The organism is Streptomyces filamentosus (assembly GCF_014654895.1).
In the GTDB taxonomy this organism is placed as follows: Bacteria; Actinomycetota; Actinomycetes; order Streptomycetales; family Streptomycetaceae; genus Streptomyces; species Streptomyces filamentosus.
Window position 1 is genome coordinate 196,294 of sequence record NZ_BNBE01000001.1, and the last position, 16,040, is coordinate 212,333.

Consider the following 16,040-nt stretch of genomic DNA (forward strand, 5'->3'; position numbering starts at 1 on the left):
GCGATACCACTGCCCAGTCCCCTCGCCGGGAGAGCAGGCAACCACAACGTGCACATCGAAATACCGTTGCCCTACGCCGACCAGGCACTACAGGGGCTTTCGTCACGTTTGGATCGATCTTCCCCACACCTGACCACCACCTCCGCCGCCAGCCTCAGCGCGCGGATGGCCTTCGCGGGAAATCCCTCCCCTCCTCACACGGCCACGGCACTGAAGGCGCTCTCAGATTGCCGGATCCGGGCAGTCGACGCGGGCGTGTGGCCGTGACACGGTGTGCGCGCAGCAACGCATCGACCTGTGACGGGGGATCAGGATGGCATCGGGAGGGGAACCGCACGCTGGGGGTCACGAGGCGCGACGAAGCCGTCCCGAACCGGATCCCAGGCGGTCGTGACGTGACGGGGCCTCGGCACGGCACGCCGTTCGACTCTCGTCGACGGCACATCCAGAACGTCCTCATCGGCGTTGTCAGCCTCGTCGCCCTCCTGTCCGGCGCCACACTCCTGATCGGCGTACTGCCCCGGGCCGCCGCGGACGAGCACGCCTTCCTCTCGGCGTCTCCCTGTCACGACGACTCGATGGACGACTGTCTCCGTACGACGTGGTTCTCCGTGGACTCCGTCCGCGTCCGGCATGGCAAGTCCTCAGGAGGAGAGGTAGGACTCTCCGGGCCCGAGTCGGGGTCCAGGACGGTGAAGTTCAGCGGAGTCGACGAGTTCCTGGAGCGAACCCGCCCGGGAGACCGCGTCGAGGGCACCCTGTGGCGAGGCTCGATCGTCCTGCTCTCCGATGCCGAGGGCGGGCGACGGACGGACGCCCATCCGGCCGGCAGCTCCCTCTTCGCAGCGGGATTCGGCATCGTGCTCGTCCTGGCCGGCGGGCTCGGCGCCTTCGCTGCATGGTGGTGGATCCGGCACTCCGACGGCTCACCGGTCCGTCAGCGGCTTGCCCCGGGCATCGCCACCGGATCGGTCGTCGCATGGGGTCTCTACACGTTCGCGCTGACCGTCGTCCTGTACGAGCGGGACGCGAGTCTCCAGAGGTTCTTCACCCTGTGGGCCCCGGCCGCCGCCATAGGAGTGACCGCCGTACTTTGGCAGCCGCTGCGGGCCCGTCGTCGCGCCGCTGCCCGCTCGCTGCGGCACCGAAGCGGCTGAGGGAACGTCGATGCCGCCGCGCAATCCAGGACGGGACTTTGTGACGAGCCCGACCTGGATGGCCCTGTGCGTCCTCGTGTACGCCTGGACAGCCGCCAGTAGCGGCACACCGGCATGGCTGCGCCTCGTGGCCACAGCGTTCGGCCTCGTCTGGCTCGCCCTTCTGACACGGACCGTGGCCTACCACCGTCGTGCTCGCCGTTCGCCCGATCGGCGGTCCTCCGGGACCTGATACTTGTTCCGCCCGACGATGCCGCTTCTTTCTCGGCCCGTCCGGATCGATGCACTGGGGGAGAGATGACCGTGCTGCCGCACCAGGAAGGTTCGTGGACCGACGGCCACATGGTGGTCTGCGGTGACGACGGGCTGGCCCGCCGGCTGGCGGCCGAACTGCGGGACATCTACCGGCGGCACGTCGTCCTCGTCGTCCCCGGCGGCCAGACCGGCGCCCCGGGAGCGGAGCCGGCCGCCGCCCACGACGGTCAGACACCACCGGCCGGGAACGCGACCGCGGCGGTGCCGCCCCTGCGCGAGGTGTCCGCCGCGGCGCCGACGCGCGAAGCCCTTCGGCGCGCCCGGGTCGAGGGGGCCGCCGCGCTCGCCCTGCTCTACGAGGACGACGAGACGAACCTGCGGGCCGCACTGGCCGCGCGCCGGCTCAACCCGGGGCTGCGGCTGGTCGTCCGCATGTACAACCGCAGACTTGGCGACCATCTGGAGCAACTCCTCGACCAGGCCGCGCTCGTCACCGCGTCCGCCAACGACCGAACCGTCCTGGACGCGTCCACGACCGTGCTGTCCGACGCCGACACCGCCACGCCCGCGCTCGTGGCCACCGCCATCGCCGACACCCGCAAGATCATCCAGGCCGACGGGCTCCTTCTGCGCGCGGCGGAGCGTCCCGCACCAGGCCGCGGAGAGGTCCCCGATCCCGGCCTGTGCACCCTGGCCCTGCTGTCCTCCGCCACCACCGACCCGACCGGCGCCGAAGGCTCCGGCACCAGCGGTTCGGACGCCCCCGAGCTCCTGCCTGACGAGCGAGCCGTCCAAGCCGCCCAGGGCCGGGGCGCCATCGTCCTGGAAGCCGTACGACGAGCGAGTGCCGCTCCGCCGCCGCGGCGGCTGGCGCGACGCGGCGCGCCGTTGGGCGAGGTGTTCTCCGCCCGGCTGCGGTGGGCGGTCGCCTGCATCGCCGCCGCGGTCCTGGCACTGACCGCCACCACGGCCGTGCTGACCGACGCCGACCCCGTGCACGCGGCGTACCTGACCCTGCTCGACCTCTTCTCGATCAACGACCCCGCGCTCGACGGCTCGACGACCCGGCAGGTCCTCCAACTGCTGTCCGGTCTGGTCGGTCTCGCCCTCCTGCCCCTGCTCGTGGCCGGAGGCCTGGAGGCACTGGGCACCTTCCGCACGGCCAATGCGCTGCGCCGCCCTCCGCGCGGCCTGTCCGAGCACATCGTGCTGCTGGGCCTCGGCAAGATCGGGACCCGGGTCCTCGCCCGGCTGCGGGAGCACGACATCCCGGTCGTCTGCGTCGAACAGGACCCCGACGCCCGCGGCATCCCGCTCGCCCGCGACCTGGGCGTCCCGGTGATCCTCGGCGACGTCACCGAGGACGGCGTCCTCGACGCCGCCCGCGTCCACCGGGCCGACGCCCTGCTCGCCCTCACCAGCTCCGACACCACCAACCTCGAAGCCGTCCTCGCCGCCCGCACCCTCAACGGCGGCCTGCGCACGGTCCTGCGGATCTACGACGACGACTTCGCCACCGCCGTCTACCGCACCCTGCGCTCCGCCCACCCCGACGCCGTCACCCGCAGCCGCAGCGTCTCCCACCTCGCCGCCCCCGCCTTCGCCGGCGCCATGATGGGCCGCCAGATCCTCGGCGCGATCCCCGTCGAACGCAAGGTCCTGCTCTTCGCCGCCCTCCTCGTCGCCGGACACCCCCAGCTCGAAGGCCGCACCGTCGCCGAGTCCTTCCGCCCGAACGCGTGGCGGATCCTCGCCCTCGACACCGCCGACCCCGCCGCCCGCCGCCCCGACCTCGCCTCCACCCCGCACGACGGCGCCCAGCCCCAGCTCCTGTGGGACCTCCACCCCGGATACGTCCTCCGGCCCGAAGACCGCGTGGTCATCGCCGCCACCCGAAGCGGCCTCGCCGAACTCCTCGCTCCCGGCCCCGCACCGTACTCAGGTAGCTCGTCGGCCGGCCGCTGACGTCGCGGTTGCTGAAGCGCGACATGCCGGCGACTGCGAAGACCGCGGAGACGATGACCAGGGCCGCCTGCGCCCAGACGACGCCAAGGCCTGCTCGCGCCGGCCGCACGCATGGGTTCGCGTGATCGGTGGGAGGGCTGTCCCGGGTTCAGAAGAGGTGGCGGGCCCATGCGAGCTGTTCGACCGTGTCGGTCTGGGCAGGCGCGAAGGGCGTCTTCCACTGGCCGGTGCCTCGGTAGAGGTGCAGGACAGTGTCGTCCGTTGCGTCACGGCTGGCCGCGAGGAGGTCGTTGCGGCCGTCACCGTTGACGTCGCCGATACCTATGAGGTGAGGGAAGAGGCTCCAGCCACCGCCGATGCGGGTCCGAGGGGCGAAGGTGCCGTCGCCCTTGCCGAGGTAGAGCCAGAGGACGCCGTCCTTGTCGCGGGCGACCAGGTCGCCGGCCGTGGCCCCGGCAAGGTTGCCGGTGGCGGTGAGCTGGTTGTAGACGCCCCAACCGCCGCCGATCTTCTTGCGGGTCGCGAAGGGGGACTTGGCGTTGCCGGTGCCTCGGTAGAGCCACAGCACCCCGGCCCTGTCGGAGGCCAGGAGATCGGGGCGGCCGTCGCCGGTCACATCGGAGCCGGTCGCAAGCTGGTCGTAGATCCCCCAACCGCCGCCGATCCGGGCGCGCGGGGCGAAAGGCGCCTTGTGGCCGCTCTTGCCTTCGTAGAACCACAGGACGCCGCTCTTGTCTCGTGCGACGGTGTCGCCGGTGCGGGTGCCGCCAAGGTTGCCGGCGGCGAGGATCCGGTCGTACCCGTTCCAGCCGCCGCCGATCGGTAGTTCGTACGGCCTCTCGTAGGCATCGAGCCCCCACACCTGTCGGATGTCGTACGAAAAGAGGTTGCCGTCGGAGTGTCGGGCGAGGACGTCGGGGGAGCCGTTGTCGTCGAAGTCGTGCGGACGCGGGGCTCGGGTGAGAGTGAAGGTCCCCTTGCGCTCGACGGCCGGGCCGACACCATTGGCGGGTACGGCCGTCACCGTCCAGGTGTAAGCGCCGTTGAACGCCGGAAGGCCGTCCTTGTACAGCCCGTCCCATGTGAGGGACTGTGCGGTCACGCCCTCACGGGGCTCCTGGACGACCTTCGCGGACCGGCCGGACGCCGTGTGGGTCAGCGTCAGTGTCGTCCTGGCGTTGAAGCGGCTGAGCGTCCAGCCGACGGTCAGCTTGCCACCCGCGCGGTCGAAGTCGAACGTGCCGGTCGTCGGCAGGTTCTCCCTCAGCACCATCAGGGCGGACGGTTGGTTGAAGGTGCGCAGCAGGGTGGCGATGGGTTTGCCGGTGACCGGGTCGGGGGCGATCCGGTACAGCCCCTCTCCGTGGGCGAGCGTGCCCCCGAGGGCGAGCAGGCTTCCGTCGGGGCTGGACGCGACGGATCCCGCGTGGGCCAGGAGCGGTACGTCCGCCCCGCCATCGAGCGACCGCGCGACGAGCGGGGTGTACGGGTGGGGGGACGTGGCTGTCCCGCCACCCGGCTTGACCAGTGCCACCCAGTCGCCCACGTGGTGCACCGTCAGGCCGATCGTCTCCCGGCGGACCAGCGGGGTGGTGGCCAGCGGCGAGCCCGTGGCGCGGGACAGCACCTGAAGCTGGGGGTTGCTCCCGTACGGGCCGAGTACCCAGGTCAGGTGGGTCGGCGTCACGGCGATCGCCGTGTAGTTCGCCTCCGGGAGGAAGTAGTGGGACGCGGTGATCGCGCCGGTGGCCACGTCCACCGTGCTGAGCCGACCCCTGTAGTAGCCGTTCGGTATCGGCTCCGCGTAGGAGACGGCGAGGCTGTCCGGACCGGAGGCGTAACTGAACCTCGCCCTCGACCCCTCGGCCAGGTCGAGCTTGCGGTCCCTGACCTGACCGTTCTCGCCCAGGGAGACGAGATGGAACTCCTCCGCTCCGTTCACAGTGGCAGTCATCAGCAGCGACTCTCCCACCACACGGTCCACCGTGTACCGGGTGACGGCCGTGTTGAACGCCGACGTGTCGATCACCACCGGCTCCGTGGCACCGCTCATGTCGGTGAGCGTGAACACAGCCCCTCTCTGGGACACGATCAGGTCGGTGCCGGCGCTGCCCCAGTAGGACCCGGCCGGCAGGGTGGTGGTGGCGCCGTCCACCAAACGCGTCCAGCGGTGAACAGCTGCCGCATCGGTACCGGTGCGGCTGAGCATGCCGGTCTTCCCAGCGCTGAGCAGCACGGAATCGGCGGGTATGGACAGAGGCGCGACCGCTTCCGCTGTCGCCCCTGGTCCTGCCTCGGCCGTCGGAGCCGCGGACGCCGGTGCGCTCAAGGCCCCTGCGCTCATGGCGAGAACAAGGGCGAGGGCCGGGCTGAGGCGTTTCAAAGAAGGGACCTCCCGTGCTGCGGTGTGGGAACGTCCACGTCACCCACATCAGACTCTCGTGGCGGCGGTACAAGGTCGCGCGGCACCGTGATCAGGATTCCGCTGCCCGCTCGATCCGGGCTTCCGCTTCGTGGGGCATGGAACCTCTGAGCGCTGTCAGCAGTCCGGCCCCGCCGGCGCCCGGTACCAGGCCGCCCGCAGCATGGCACACCTCCACCTCCGCGTCGCTTCCGTACTTCGGCAGCCTCAGGCGGGTCGACGATGCCGACCCCGCACGCATCAACGTCACGCTCGATCCCACGCCGGCCGGTCGCTGCAGCAACCGGCCGTGCCGCTTCATCCACGGCTACGCCATGGGTGGCCTCTCCCCCACTTCGACATGAGGGCGTGACTTAAAGTGCGATGCGAAGTATGGACAGATCTGTCCGAGTGCTGGGTTTCGAGAGTCCCAGGATCCCCCCATGCCGGAAGGAAACGAAACGGTGCACGGTGAGTACAAGGCGCCCGGCGGCAAGCTCGTCGTCGTCGATCTGGACGTCGAGGAAGGGGGGCTCCGCAACGTGCGGGTGGCAGGGGACTTCTTCCTGGAGCCCGACGAGGCGATCCTCGCGATCAACAGTGCCCTGGAGGGGGCTCCGTCCTCGACGGACGCCACGGGTCTGGCAGCCCGGATCACCGCGGCACTGCCTGAGTCGACCGTGATGTTCGGGCTGACCGCGGAAGGGATCGGCATCGCCGTACGGCGGGCCCTGGCCCACGCCACCGAGTGGAGCGACTACGACTGGCAGCTGGTGCACGCGGGACCTCAGGCCCCTGCCCTGCACATGGCGCTGGACGAGGTGCTCACCGCCGAAGTCGCCGCCGGACGGCGCGCTCCCACCCTGCGGGTCTGGGAGTGGGCCTCGCCCGCCGTGGTCATCGGCAGTTTCCAGTCACTGCGCAACGAGGTGGACCCCGAAGGGGCGGCGAAGCACGGGATGACCGTGGTGCGCCGCATTTCCGGAGGCGGGGCCATGTTCGTGGAACCGATGAGCACCATCACCTACTCCTTGTCCGTGCCGGAGTCCCTGGTGTCGGGTCTCTCCTTCGCCGACAGCTACGCCTACCTCGACGACTGGGTCCTGGGTGCGCTCGGCGACATGGGGATCAAGGCGTGGTACCAGCCGCTCAACGACATCGCCACCGAGGCCGGGAAGATCGCGGGCGCCGCCCAGAAGCGCGTGGTCGGCCCGGACGGCGGGCCCGGGGCGGTCCTGCACCACGTGACCATGTCGTACGACATCGACGCCGACAAGATGCTGGAGGTCCTGCGCATCGGCCGGGAGAAGATGTCCGACAAGGGCACCAAGAGCGCCAAGAAGCGCGTCGACCCGCTCCGCCGACAGACCGGCCTCGCCCGGGAGCAGGTGATCGAGAACATGATCGCCTCCTTCCGCGACCGCCACGGGCTGACCACCGGAGAGGTCACCGCGGAGGAGCTGCTCCGGGCGGAGGAGCTGGTGCGGACGAAGTTCGCCACCGAGGAGTGGACCGCGCGGGTGCCGTAGGCGGCCTGGCAGGCCGCCCAGCGGGGGATGGCCGACCGGAGACGCGGCTTGTAGTGTCTTCGGCGTCCGACCTTCATCGAGCCGGGCAACACCATCACGTACTCCCTGTCGGTCCCCGACGCGCTCGTGCAGGGCCTGTCCTTCGCCGACAGCTACGCCTACCTGGACGACTGGGTGCTGGGCGCGCTCGGCGACATGGGCGTGAAGGCGTGGTACCAGCCGCTCAACGACATCGCCACCGAGGCCGGGAAGATCGCGGGCGCGGCGCAGAAGCGGATGGTGGCCGGCGGCGGCGCGGTCCTGCACCACGTGACGATGGCGTACGACATCGACGCCGACAAGATGACCGAGGTGCTGCGGATCGGCCGCGAGAAGCTGTCCGACAAGGGCACGAGGAGCGCGAAGAAGCGCGTCGACCCGCTGCGCCGCCAGACCGGCCTGCCGCGCGAGGCGGTCATCGAGCGGATGATCGCCTCCTTCCGGCAGCGGTACGGCCTGACGGAGGGCGGCGTCACGGAGGAGGAGGCGGCCCTCGCCGAGGAGCTGGCGGAGTCCAAGTTCTCGTCCCCGGAGTGGACCGCGCGGGTCCCCTAGGGTCCGTGCCCTCCGGGACGGGCCCGGCCCCGTCCGGAAGGCGCTCTGGGCCGTGCCTTCCCGTGCGGGATCCGGAAGGCGCGGCCCGGGGTCCTTCCCGTGCGGGATCCGGAAGGCACGGCCCGGGGTCCTTCCCGTGCGAGTGGATTCCCCGGTGCGGGCGTACGAGGAGCGGATGGCGGCGCTGGAGGAGGGGCCGCTGCGCGCGGTCCGGGCGGCGAACGCGGCCCGCGCGCTCGCGGGCGCGCGGGAGGCGGTCGCCGCCTCCGCCGGGCCGACCCGCGCCCGGCCGCATCCGGGCGGCGTCCCGGCCTGGGAGGCGGCGGCCGCCGCGTACGTCCCCGGCTGGCGGCCCGACCCGGACGGGTGACCTGCCCGCGACCGGCTCGTTGACGTCGTGGACACGCTGGGTCGACGGCCGCGGAGGGCACCTTGGGACGGACGAGAGCGGGGGCGGCGGCGCTCCTGGGGATGCTCCTGGCGGCGGCGCCGGTCGCGCCGCGCGGGGCCGCGGCGATCGTCGGCGGCGAGGAGGCGGTCCCGGGGGCGCATCCGTACGCGGTGGCGCTGGTCGACGTCGAGCGGCGCCGGGAGTTCTGCGGCGGGGCGCTGATCGGCCCCCGGCACGTCCTGACGGCCGCCCACTGCCTGACCGGCTCGTACACGGACACCGGCCGGGTCGCGGTGCTGCTCGGCGACCACGACCTGCGCACGGCGGCGGAGTCCCGTCACGCGCGCGCGGCGCGCCCGGCCCGCTTCTCGGTGCACCCGGGCTACGACCGGGCCACCCAGCACGACGACCTCGCCGTCATCACCCTGTCGGCCCCGGTCCGCCCGGACGCCGGGGTGCGTCCCGTACCGCTCCCCGCCCCTGGCGAATCGTTCGTCCACACGCGGCTGGAGGCGGTCGGCTGGGGTGCGACGTCCTTCGGCGGGGGCCCCTCCCCCGTGCTGCGGACGGTCTCCCTGGACACGCTCTCCAACGCCGCCTGCGCGCTCCGCGGCGTCGACGGCCTCACCCCGGCCCAGCTGTGCACCTGGACCCCCGGCCGCGACACCTGCGTCTACGACTCCGGCGGCCCCCTGGTCCACCGCTCCCCCGCCGGCCGCCCCACCCTGGCCGCCCTGGTCTCCTACGGCCGCGGCTGCGCCACGGAGACCCCGGCGGTGAACACCCGGATCACGGCCCACCTGTCCTGGATCGAGCGCGTGACCGGCCTCCGCCCGCCCGCCTCCTGACGGCCCGGCGGAAACGGGAACGAGCCGTGCGGACCGGTGTGAAACCGGTCCGCACGGCTCGTCTCTGCTGGTGTCCGAGGGGGGACTTGAACCCCCACGCCCGATAAAGGGCACTAGCACCTCAAGCTAGCGCGTCTGCCATTCCGCCACCCGGACAAGGTGTCTGCCGCTTCGCGCTTCTGCTCGGCGACGAACATCAATCTACCAGGTGTTCGAGGTGCTTCTCACCCACGTTTCCGATGGTCAGGGCGTCGGGGCGGCCGGAGTGGCCGGGGTGGCCCGAGTGGCCGCCGCGGCCCCGGGGCCGTCGCCGGCGTCCTCGGCCGGCCGGGCGTCCTTGACGCGCACCCGCCACACCGCGGCCAGGGCCAGGACCGGCAGCGCCGTCACCACCAGGAAGCCCGTGGTGGGCGAGGTGGCCTGGACGAGCGGGCCCACCAGGAGCGGGGAGGCGAACTGTCCGGCGAAGGCGGCGGTTCCCGACAGGGCGGTGGCCTTGCCGCGGACCGCGACGGGCACCTCCTCCCCGATCAGGACGGTGGTCACCGGGAAGAACACCCCCTGGCCGAGGCCGAAGAGGACCGGGGCCAGGAACAGCAGGGGGGCCGAGGGCGCCACGGCCAGGAGGAGGAACGCGGCGGCCCACAGGGCCAGGGCGCCGCGCAGCAGCGCCGGCCGGCCCAGCCGGGCGCCGAGCGGTGCGTAGAAGAGGCCGATGACGCTCATCGTGGCGGACATGCCCACGGTGTAGAGGGAGACCAGCAGGGGATCGTCCACGCCCGTCTCGGCGAGGCGCTGGGGGAGGAAGAGCAGCAGCGCGTAGAGCAGCAAGGAGGCGGAGAACTGGAGGGCGTACCAGACGAGGAGGACGCGGTGGCGGCGCAGGAGCGTCCTCGTGCCGATCCGCTCCGCCGGGCCGCCCTCGCCGGCCGGGCTCCCGCCGGGCAGCAGGAAGAGGGTGGCCACGCCCAGGGGCAGTCCCAGGAGGTAGACGCCGAACGGCAGGTGCCAGGAGATCCCGCCGACGGCGCCGGCCAGGAGCGGCCACAGCACTCCGCCCAGGCTGGTCGCGGTCGACCGCCAGCCCATGGCCCGCTCCCGGTCGCTCCCCTGGTAGAGGTTGAGCAGGGCGAGGGTGGTGCCGGTGAAGACCAGGGCCGCGCCCACGCCGAAGACCATCCGGCCGGCGATGAGGGCGGCGTAGTCCTCGGTGACGAGGCCGGTGGCGCCGGCCAGGCCGTAGACGACGAGGCCGCCGGCGAGGGGGAGGCGCAGTCCCCAGCGGTCGAGCATCCATCCCGCCAGCGGGCTGGCGACGGCGATGGCGAGGCTGTGCGCGGTGACGATGAGGCCGGCGGCGGTGCCGCTGAGGGCCAGGTCCTCGCGGATGACCTGGACGACGGGGGCGAGGATGGAGCCCGCCATCACCGTGAGGGTCGAGGCGAAGAGCACGAGCGGCAGGGTGCCGGAGCGGGGTGCGGCGGAAGGTGCCCGGTCCGCGGTGCCGGCGGGCGGCCTGGCGGCGGTGGTCATCGGGCACCGCCCAGGGCCAGGTCGCCGCGGGGGGTGCGGGGGGCGGGGGCCAGGCCGAGGTTGGGCAGGCGCAGGGCCCGGGCGTTGAAGGCCATCAGGGGCTGGATCAGTCCGTCGACGAAGACGAGGAAGGCGAGGGTGCCGACGCCCACCGGGCCGCCGAGGAGCCACCCGACCCCGAGGAGGACGGCCTCGACGCCGATCTTGGCCCCCCAGAAGGGGAGGTGCCACTTGCGGTGCAGGGAGATGACGAGGAGGTCCATGGCGCGGATGCCGGTGCCGCTCATGATGATGAGGGCCGATCCGTAGGCGCACAGCAGGACGGCCGCGACCAGTGCGGGCACCGGGGCGATCCCGTCCAGGTCCGCCAGGCGCATCAGGTCGATGAGGCTGCCGCAGAGCAGGAAGGTGACGAAGGGCATCAGGACCGGGCGGCGGCGGTTCCACAGCGACCAGATCACGATGCAGACGGCGGCGATGAGCGCCTGGGCCAGGCCGATGGTGAGCGGGAAGTGCTCCAGCAGGCCGAGGGAGAGGACGTCCAGCGGGTCCACGCCGAGGCCGGAGTGGATGAACAGGGTGGCTCCGGCGGCGAAGACGAGGCAGCCGGCCAGATAGGTGAGGTGGCGGGGCAGGTTTCGGCGCGTGCGTCCGGGGGCTGCGCTCGAAGGGGAGGTGGGCGGGTGCGGCACGGGGGGCCTCTTCCTTCGTGGACGGGTGGGGGGAGGTGCGGGCCGCTCCGGCGGTGCGGGGCGGACCGGTGGTGCGGGGTGCTCCGACGGCGCGGACCGGTGGTGCGCGGGGCGTACGACGGCGCGGACCGGTGCGTGCGGGGCCGGGCCGCCGGGGCGGGGCCCGGCGGGGCCGGGTCGGACGGGGTGCGGCGCCGTGGGGCGGGCCGGTGGGCCGGGCCCGAACGCGGCGGTCCGGGTCAGGCGTTGACGAAGATGAGGTGGTTGCCCTCGGGGTCCGTCAGCTCGAAGCGCTCGCCGGTCTTGTGGGGGACGATCTCGGTGGCGCCGAGGTCCTTCAGCGCGGCGTGCGCGGCGGGGATGTCGGCCTCGGTGAAGGCGATGTGGACGGGCTTGTCGCCCTTGCTGACGATCAGCTCGCCGCCGTGGCCGGTGTCGAAGACCACGGTGTGCCCCGGGTACTCCTCGCGGACGGCCAGTCCGAGCCGGTCGCGGTAGAAGGCGACCATCGCGTCGAGGTCGGTGCAGAAGATCTTGGTGACGGTGAGCTTGCCGAACATGGCGCCTCCTGGGAGAGCGCCCCGCCGGGGCGGGGCGGGTGGCTGGGGGGTGCGGGCGGGACGGACACGCGGAAGACGGGGGTCGGATTTCCTCGTGGAATCCCGCCCGCAGATGTAAACTACACCGTGCAGTACCCCATGTAAACCACCCAGTGCATTTAGAAGGCGAGCCCCGTGGACCAGACCACCGCACCCCGCTCAGGACGGCCGGCGAAGCGCGCCGCCATCGACTGCGCCGCCCGCACCGTCTTCGGGCGCGAGGGCTTCACCCGCGCCAGCGTCGACGCCATCGCCGCCGAGGCCGGGGTCTCGAAGCGCACCATCTACAACCACCACCAGGACAAGGAGCACCTCTTCCTGAGCGTGCTGCGGGAGAGCACCCACGCGGTCGCCGCCCACCAGGAGGAGCTCATCGACCGGCACCTGTCCGACCCGGCGGACCTGGCTGCGGGCCTGGCCGCGCTCGGCCGCGCGCTGGCCACCCCGCAGGAGGGCTTCGAGGAGCACTTCGCGCTGGTGCGCGTGATCTTCGCGGAGGCGTCGCGGCTGCCCCCGGAGTTCATCGACAGCTGGCGGGAGGAGGGGCCCCGCCGCATCGCCGAGCGGCTCGCCGAGCGGCTGGCCGGACTCACGGCCGCCGGCCACCTGCGCGCGGACGACCCGGCGCGGGCCGCCGCGCACTTCACCCAGCTCGCCACCTCGGAGGTGTACGAGCGCTCCTTCCACGGCGCCCTCCCCCTTCCCCAGGCCGAGGTGGACGCGTCGGTCGACGCCGGCGTCGACGCCTTTCTCCGCCTGTACGGAACAAGGGGCTGACTTTCTGATCTGCACGGTGTAGTTTACTTTTCGGAAGGCCCGCCCTTCCCCCGGTCCACGCCGTCCCTCTGGAGGTACCCCATGTCCGCTCAGCCCCTGGCCCTCGCCGTGATCATCGGCAGCGTCCGCGGCGGCCGTCTCGGCGAGAAGGTCGGCCACTGGGTCGCCGACCAGGCCCGCGGCCGGGACGACGTGACCGTCGACGTGATCGACGTCCTCGACCACCCGCTCCCCCTGGCCATGCCGGCGATGGGCGAGGCGCCGGCCGAGGAGGTCAGGCTGGTCAAGGACGCGCTGTCGGCGCGGCTCGCGGCGGCGGACGCGTTCATCGTGGTGACCCCGGAGTACAACCACTCGTACCCGGCCTCGCTGAAGAACGTCATCGACTGGCACCTCCAGGAGTGGGCCGCCAAGCCGGTCGGACTCGTCTCGTACGGCGGGATGGGCGGCGGCCTGCGCGCGGCGGAGCACCTGCGCCAGGTCTTCGCCGAGGTGCACGCGATGACGGTGCGCGAGATGGTCAGCCTGCACAACCCGTGGGGCGCGTTCGGCGACGGCGGCGCGCCCGAGGGCGCCGACGGGGCGGCGAAGAAGCTGATCGACCAGGTGGCCTGGTGGGGCAGGGCGCTGCGCACCGCCCGCCGCGAACAGCCCTACACCGTCTGACCGCGGCGGCACCCCGGGGTCAGGGAGCCCGGTCCGCGACCGCCCGCGCCCCGCGCGGGTCGCCGCCGGCCGGGCCCGGGTCGGCCGCGGCGCCCGGCCCCGGGGACACCCGGGGCGGAAACGTCCGGTGGACGCCGAGGACCACGGCGGCGGCGAACGCCGACGCCACCCCGCCGAGCAGGAGCCCCGACCGGGCGCCGTGGCTCTCCGCGAGGGCGCCGACGAGCAGCGCGCCGAACGGCGTCGTGCCCTGGAAGACCAGCGTGAACAGCGCCATCACCCGGCCGCGGTAGGCGGGGTCCGCCCCGAGCTGGACGCAGTGGTTGGCCGCCTGCGAGAAGTAGATCGACCCGAAGCCCGTCAGGAAGAGCAGGGCGGCCGCCGCGACGAAGCCGGGGGCGAGGGCCGCCAGGGCCTCCACCGCTCCGAAACCGGCCGCCGCCGCGACGACGTGGCCGAGCCCCGGTCTGCTCCGGCGCCCCGTCGTCACGAACGCGGCGACGAGCGAGCCGGCCGCCAGCGCCGTGGTCAGCAGGCCGAAGGCGGCGGCGTCGGCGCGGAAGACGACCTTGGCGAGCAGCGGCAGCGTGAGCTGGAAGTTGAAGCCGAACATGCCGACCACCGCCACCAGGGCCATCGGCAGCGCCAGGTCCCGCCGGGAGAGCACGTGCCGGATCCCCTCCCCCACCGGTGCCCGGCCCGGCCGCCGGGCGGCACGGTGGAGCTCGGCCGGCCGGATCAGACGCAGCCCGCCCCAGGTGGCGAGGTAGCTGAACGCGTTGACCAGCATCACCGGGCCGGTGTCCACCCGACTGATCAACAGCCCCGCCACCCCCGGCCCGACCACCCGCGCCACGTTGAAGTACACGGCGCTCAACGCGGAGGCGTTGGGCACCAGTTCGGGGCCGACGAGCTCGCTCACGAAGGACATCCTGGCGGGCACCTCGACCGCGTTGACGGTGCCGAGGCCGAGCGCGAACAGGTAGATCTGCCACAGCCGCACGTCACCCGCCAGCACCAGGACGGCCAGCCCCAGGGCGAGGGCGCCGGCGGCGAGGTTGGCGGCCATGAGCAGCCGGCGCTTGTCGTACCGGTCGGCGAGCCCGCCCGCCCAGAGGGTGAGCAGGATCAGCGGCGCGAACTGCAGGGCCGTGACCACCCCCAGGGCGGTCCCCGAGTTCCCGGTACGGGACAGGACGAGCCAGTCCTGGGCGACGACCATCATCCAGGTGCCGGTCACGGAGACCAGCTGGCCCGCCGTGAACAGCCGGAAGTTGCGTACCGTCAGGGACTGGAAGGTGCGGTGCAGGGGGCGCTTCATCGTTCCTCGCGTGGGTGGAATCCGGCCGTGGCGGAGGGCGGGGCTCAGTCGAGGCCGCGGAAGATGTGGAGGTCGGGCGCTTCCTCCTCCTCTCCGGCGAGCAGCGCGGCCCGCACGTGGACCATCCTCTCCGTGCCGGCCGTGTCGTGTTCCCTGATGTCGGTGTTCATGCGTCCCAGCCTCTCGTCGTCGTTCCGCTGCTCGTTCGGGATCCTGTGCCCGGGCCCTTCGCCGTCCGGCCGGCGGGGTGGGCCCCCCGGGGACGGGAGGGCGCCGGGTCCGGGTTCGTGGGTGCGGGCCGTCGGGGCCCGCACCGGCGCGGGCCTCCCCGGCTCCGTGCGCCCCTCAGCACGCCGCGCGTTCCGGCACCGGGACGGGGACGCGCGTGCGGTGGAGGGCCGCGTGGATCCGCTCCGTCCCCGGCGCGGGGGTCTGGCTCCTCAGGGCCCCGTCGCGGGGCCGGGGTATCGCCGCGTCGCGGGCGAGGAGGCACTCCTCCAGGAACCCGAACGCCTGGAGGTGGTAGGTGCGGGCCGCCCAGCCGAGGCTGATGTTGTGCCCGGCGTCCTGGAGCTGGTCGACCCGCACCTTGGGCGCGGCGAGCGGGGCGGTCAGCGCCGCCACCGCCCCGGGGTCGAAGCGCCACCACTGCTCCTGCTCGGCGAAGGTGAAGCGCACCGGCACGCGCACCCTGGCCGCGAGGGCGGGGTACGCCTCGGGCCACAGCGGCGCTTCCCGGGCCTCCACGGCGGGCACCGGGGCGACCAGTTCGCGGCCGAGCCGGAAGGCGTCCGGCGGGTAGAGGCGCAGGGCGCCCCAGTGCCGGCGCCAGGCTCCCGGGGCGCCCGCGCCGGGGAGCTGGTCGGGGGTGACGGCCAGCCGGGTGCCGAGGCCGGACACGTCGAGGCCGAGGAGGGAGTCGCCGCGCTCCTGGGCGGCGGCGGTCAGCGCCAGCTTGCCGCCGTTGGAGTGCGCCACCAGGAAGAAGCCGGCGCCGAGCGGGTGGGTGCGGGCGAAGTCGTCCAGGGCCGCGTAGAGGGTCCGGGCCTGGTCGGCGAGCGGCAGCCCCTCGGGGAAGTGGGGGGCGGAGACGCCGTAGCCGGGGCGGTCCAGGGAGAGGACGGTGAAGCCCAGTTCGGCGCCGAGGGTGAGCAGGGAGAGGCCGGGGCGGGCCCGGCTGTCGAAGTACCCGGCCCGCATCCCGCCGCCGTGGACGGCGACCACCACGGCCCGGGGCGGCGTCCGGAGGGGCTCGGCGAGCAGCCCCGAGACCGGTACGCCCCCGGCGTCGAGGGTGACGGCGCGCACCTCC

General features: G+C 73.1%; 14 protein-coding genes, 1 tRNA gene and 1 pseudogene. 8 read left to right on the forward strand and 8 right to left on the reverse strand.

The genetic code is table 11. From position 1 onward, the window contains the following. Nucleotides 1–395 precede the first annotated feature (395 nt). Entirely contained in the window at nucleotides 396–1,157 is a 762-nt protein-coding gene (locus IE326_RS01050) for a hypothetical protein (RefSeq protein WP_190040554.1), read from the forward strand. A gap of 297 nt (nucleotides 1,158–1,454) precedes the next feature. Next, nucleotides 1,455–3,377 (forward strand): potassium channel family protein, encoded by a 1,923-nt coding sequence (locus tag IE326_RS01055; protein ID WP_229915154.1) that lies wholly within the window; start codon nucleotides 1,455–1,457, stop codon nucleotides 3,375–3,377. 148 nt (nucleotides 3,378–3,525) lie between these two features. On the opposite strand, the gene IE326_RS01060 is transcribed toward IE326_RS01055, so the two are convergent. Next, entirely contained in the window at nucleotides 3,526–5,613 is a 2,088-nt protein-coding gene (locus tag IE326_RS01060) for an FG-GAP-like repeat-containing protein (RefSeq protein ID WP_190040555.1), read from the reverse strand. A 629-nt stretch (nucleotides 5,614–6,242) separates the two neighbouring features. Here IE326_RS01060 and lplAB point away from each other — a divergent pair. The 4 genes and pseudogenes from lplAB (at nucleotide 6,243) to IE326_RS01080 (ending at nucleotide 9,140) form a co-directional block, all read left to right on the forward strand. After that, nucleotides 6,243–7,307, forward strand: coding sequence for a lipoate-protein ligase LplAB (gene lplAB, locus IE326_RS01065; protein ID WP_150236260.1), 1,065 nt, complete (start codon nucleotides 6,243–6,245; stop codon nucleotides 7,305–7,307). A 72-nt stretch (nucleotides 7,308–7,379) separates the two neighbouring features. Beyond that, nucleotides 7,380–7,901, forward strand: a pseudogene (locus tag IE326_RS01070) (lipoate--protein ligase family protein); the annotation flags it as partial. A 136-nt stretch (nucleotides 7,902–8,037) separates the two neighbouring features. Beyond that, complete coding sequence (locus IE326_RS01075) at nucleotides 8,038–8,271, forward strand: hypothetical protein (RefSeq protein ID WP_190040556.1); 234 nt, start codon at nucleotides 8,038–8,040, stop codon at nucleotides 8,269–8,271. Nucleotides 8,272–8,333: 62 nt separating this feature from the next. Then, a complete protein-coding gene (locus tag IE326_RS01080; protein ID WP_229915155.1) occupies nucleotides 8,334–9,140 on the forward strand; it encodes a serine protease in 807 nt (268 codons plus the stop codon). Between the two features lie 68 nt (nucleotides 9,141–9,208). Here the strand turns inward: IE326_RS01080 and IE326_RS01085 are convergent. From IE326_RS01085 to IE326_RS01100, 4 genes are all read right to left on the reverse strand, one after another. Then, a tRNA-Leu gene (locus tag IE326_RS01085) sits at nucleotides 9,209–9,296 on the reverse strand. Nucleotides 9,297–9,383: 87 nt separating this feature from the next. Continuing rightward, on the reverse strand, nucleotides 9,384–10,673 hold the full coding sequence (locus IE326_RS01090) for an MFS transporter (protein WP_150235308.1): 1,290 nt from the start codon (nucleotides 10,671–10,673) through the stop codon (nucleotides 9,384–9,386). Continuing rightward, complete coding sequence (locus IE326_RS41380) at nucleotides 10,670–11,365, reverse strand: YczE/YyaS/YitT family protein (protein ID WP_190040557.1); 696 nt, start codon at nucleotides 11,363–11,365, stop codon at nucleotides 10,670–10,672. The genes IE326_RS01090 and IE326_RS41380 overlap by 4 nt, the downstream gene beginning before the upstream one ends. Before the next feature lie 239 nt (nucleotides 11,366–11,604). Continuing rightward, on the reverse strand, nucleotides 11,605–11,925 hold the full coding sequence (locus IE326_RS01100; protein ID WP_150235311.1) for a VOC family protein: 321 nt from the start codon (nucleotides 11,923–11,925) through the stop codon (nucleotides 11,605–11,607). A 174-nt stretch (nucleotides 11,926–12,099) separates the two neighbouring features. On the opposite strand from IE326_RS01100, the gene IE326_RS01105 reads away from it, so the two are divergent. Both IE326_RS01105 and IE326_RS01110 read left to right on the forward strand, forming a co-directional pair. Next, nucleotides 12,100–12,741 carry a TetR/AcrR family transcriptional regulator gene (locus IE326_RS01105; protein ID WP_150235313.1) on the forward strand — a complete coding sequence of 214 codons (642 nt, stop codon included), beginning with the start codon at nucleotides 12,100–12,102 and terminating at the stop codon, nucleotides 12,739–12,741. Between the two features lie 81 nt (nucleotides 12,742–12,822). Continuing rightward, complete coding sequence (locus tag IE326_RS01110) at nucleotides 12,823–13,407, forward strand: NADPH-dependent FMN reductase (RefSeq protein WP_150235315.1); 585 nt, start codon at nucleotides 12,823–12,825, stop codon at nucleotides 13,405–13,407. A gap of 19 nt (nucleotides 13,408–13,426) precedes the next feature. Here IE326_RS01110 and IE326_RS01115 read toward each other — a convergent pair whose 3' ends face one another. The 3 genes from IE326_RS01115 to IE326_RS01120 all read right to left on the reverse strand — a co-directional run bounded on the left by IE326_RS01115 (nucleotide 13,427) and on the right by IE326_RS01120 (nucleotide 16,036). Next, the gene (locus IE326_RS01115; protein WP_190040558.1) at nucleotides 13,427–14,728 is read right to left on the reverse strand and encodes an MFS transporter; all 1,302 of its coding nucleotides are present in this window, start codon (nucleotides 14,726–14,728) and stop codon (nucleotides 13,427–13,429) included. A 44-nt stretch (nucleotides 14,729–14,772) separates the two neighbouring features. Continuing rightward, nucleotides 14,773–14,898, reverse strand: coding sequence for a hypothetical protein (locus tag IE326_RS41385; RefSeq protein ID WP_268982889.1), 126 nt, complete (start codon nucleotides 14,896–14,898; stop codon nucleotides 14,773–14,775). A gap of 175 nt (nucleotides 14,899–15,073) precedes the next feature. Then, nucleotides 15,074–16,036, reverse strand: coding sequence for an alpha/beta hydrolase (locus tag IE326_RS01120; protein WP_229915156.1), 963 nt, complete (start codon nucleotides 16,034–16,036; stop codon nucleotides 15,074–15,076). Nucleotides 16,037–16,040: the final 4 nt, after the last annotated feature.

Coding starts and splice junctions, on each gene's coding strand:
- IE326_RS01055 (WP_229915154.1), top strand. CDS start 1,455: ATGACCGTGCTGCCGCACCAGGAAGGTTCGTGGACCGACGGCCACATG.
- IE326_RS01090 (WP_150235308.1), bottom strand. CDS start 10,673: ATGACCACCGCCGCCAGGCCGCCCGCCGGCACCGCGGACCGGGCACCT.
- IE326_RS01100 (WP_150235311.1), bottom strand. CDS start 11,925: ATGTTCGGCAAGCTCACCGTCACCAAGATCTTCTGCACCGACCTCGAC.
- IE326_RS01110 (WP_150235315.1), top strand. CDS start 12,823: ATGTCCGCTCAGCCCCTGGCCCTCGCCGTGATCATCGGCAGCGTCCGC.
- IE326_RS01115 (WP_190040558.1), bottom strand. CDS start 14,728: ATGAAGCGCCCCCTGCACCGCACCTTCCAGTCCCTGACGGTACGCAAC.
- IE326_RS41385 (WP_268982889.1), bottom strand. CDS start 14,898: ATGAACACCGACATCAGGGAACACGACACGGCCGGCACGGAGAGGATG.